The sequence below is a fragment of the Acidobacteriota bacterium genome, from assembly GCA_012517875.1.
GTDB lineage: Bacteria > Acidobacteriota > JAAYUB01 > JAAYUB01 > JAAYUB01 > JAAYUB01.
The window spans coordinates 1-2,523 of sequence record JAAYUB010000151.1 but is presented as its reverse complement, the minus strand read 5'-3'; the positions used below and the strand labels follow the sequence as shown (position 1 = coordinate 2,523).

General features: G+C 67.9%; 2 protein-coding genes. One reads left to right on the top strand and one right to left on the bottom strand.

Annotated features, from left to right (window positions below; translation table 11 throughout):
- Window positions 1–262 (top strand): hypothetical protein (locus tag GX414_15125; protein NLI48434.1); only part of this gene is annotated, 262 nt, incomplete at its 5' end.
- A gap of 65 nt (window positions 263–327) precedes the next feature.
- On the opposite strand, the gene GX414_15120 is transcribed toward GX414_15125, so the two are convergent.
- Window positions 328–2,523, bottom strand: a 2,196-nt coding sequence (locus GX414_15120; protein NLI48433.1) for a hypothetical protein, incomplete at its 5' end; no start/stop codon positions are given.

Genomic DNA, 2,523 nt, shown 5'->3' with positions numbered 1-2,523 from the left:
TCCGGCCGGCTTCGAAGACCCGTTGACGGCTCGGCCGAAGACTGGTTTCGAGGATCCGCTCACGGCCTTCCCCAAGGCTCCGGCCGGTTTCGAAGACCCGCTGACGGCCCGCCCGAAGCTCGGCTTCGAGGATCCGCTCACGGCTTTTCCCAAGTCTCCGGCCGGCTTCGAAGACCCGTTGACGGCTCGTCCGAAAATCGACGCGAATTTCGAAGATCCGCTGACAGCGATGGACGCGCCGAAAAATCAAGACAAGATTTGAGTCGGCTTCGCCACACCTGAATGCAGGTGTGGGCAACCGTTAACCAGCCGGGTTCGCCGCCATCTTCAGTTGGATTTTTGAGTTTTACCGGCAGCCGGGATTTTGACGATCGCCGTCATCCGCTTCCCGGTGCGCGGGCTGTTGTACGACAGAACGGCGCGGTTCCCCTCGACAGTCAGGCACGGATCCAGCGCCTCGAGGTCGGGCAGCTCGGCAGCCGGGGTGGTGAGGCCGATCCGCCGCCAGGCGGCGGGCTCGGCGAATTCCAGCGTCGCATAGGGCGGCAGGTAGCGGATCCGCTGCTCGCCGATGGCGCCGTTGGCCGCGTAGTGGCGGGCGTTCGGCGAATAGATCAGGCTGCCCTGGCGGGTGTCCAGCCGGTAGTCCAGCCGGTCCCGCCACCCCTCCAGCGCGAGGCGGGTGCGGTTGCGGTTGTACTCCAGGCTGTCGGCGCGGCGCTGGCGTCGGTACTCGGCCTGCGCCTCCCAGCGCTGCTTGCCCGCGGCGGCCCTGACGTACCACCACGTGTCCTCGTAGTCGACGGCCACCACGGCCTGTCCGTTGTTCCCGACGCTGAGCAATGGCTCCACCGGTTGCAGCCGGATCTTGGCGGGCAGGAACGCGTCACCGCCCTGGGGCATGACGCCGCCCTGAAACGTCACCGACACGGGCAGCGCGACGCCGCCCACCATCACCGCTTCCTGGTGGGGGCGGTCGAAGTCGAACCGCCCGCCCTCGTTGAAATCCAGCGGGACGGCGCCGCTGCACGCGCTGCCGCTGTGAAAGAGCTGCCGGCGCGTCAGCCGGTTGCCGGCGCTCTCGGTGGCTTGTGTGTCCCTCGCCCGGATCACCTCCTGATCCCAGACCTCGTAGTTCACCGTAGGCCGGGCGGTGACGCAGAATGCGGGCGCGTTCACGCCGCCCGCGATGTGCTCCGTCAGGAACTTGTCCACTTGGGCCCAGTTGGCGTCATCCCGCCGCATCTGCACCGCGAGCTGCGTGGGTCGCGTCTCGGTCAGAAACGGGACGGGGGCGCTGAGTCGCGGATTGACGATCAGGCTCGGGCGCACCGACAATCGGGTCACCCAGTCGGTGGAGGCGCCGGCCATGACCGTCCAAGTGTAGTCTTTTTTGTCCTGGTATCCTCCCCGCAGCTCCACGGCGTCCCAGGTGTCGGTCCCCGAGCCGGGCCCGCTCAGGAGGACGGACGTCCAGGGCGCCACTTGAAACGACTCGGGCCGGCTCATGTAGCCCACGCGGACGACGCTGATCTTGCCGAGGGTGCCGATCATCTCGTCCATGGGTGCGAAGATCACCCCCTTGAGGATGAACCAGGCGACGTCGAACGGATCGATGGGATTGGGGATCCCATCCGGCAGGGCGAGGCTGATGCTCATGGAGACAGCTTCTTGGGCAACCTCGCCGGCCGTCGATGGCGGGAAGGCGACGAGCCAGAACAGGCCGATGACATCGACGGCGGCGCCGCCGTACAGGTCGATCTTCATTTCGACGTTTTCGAGCCTGGCTTTCTCCCGGAGCAGCGCCGCGCTGAAGACGTCGGCGGTGATGCGCCAGGTTACGGGCGCGGCCGCCGGCCCCAGTGTCTTGACACGCGCGGCGGCCTGGAGCACCTGCTGGTGCGACGCCGAGATGCTGAGGATCGCGCCGCCGCTCAGGGGATCACCCTCCTCGCCGGCCGGTGTCGCATAGGCGGCGATGGGCGTGGCCGAACCGAGGAAGAGCGAGCAGCTCACCAGGGCGCCCCACTTCTCGGGCACCCAGCCGCTGCGGGCGTGCGCCGCGTCGGACAGGTCGTTCAGCGGCCCGCGCGTCCAGATGCGTTTCAGCCGGCCCACCTGCCAGGAGCGCAGCGCCAGGTTGCGGGCCTTGTCCTCGTAGGTGAAGAGGCGGCTTTTGGGCCGCACCCCGCCCATGCGCACGTAGTCCTCCGTCTGCATCTCGCGGGGTGGGCTCGGGTCCTCGGCCAGGGCCACAAGCGCCGGAATTTCCCACTTGAGCACGAAGTGGGAGCAGTCACGCGCCATGTAGAGGAGGAAGTGGGCGCGGGCGTGGTTGTCCGCTGGGCCCCAGTAGTCGCTCTCGATGCCCATGGTGCGGTACGCCACCGGGATGTAGTCGGCGAAACCGCGCCGCTGGATCTGGGCCGCGATCTGGGCAAAGTCGGTGCGGTCAGCAGCCTGGCGCGCAGCGCTCACAGGGAGCACCAGCCAGGCGGCTAGCACCAGACCGGCTAGGAGCCG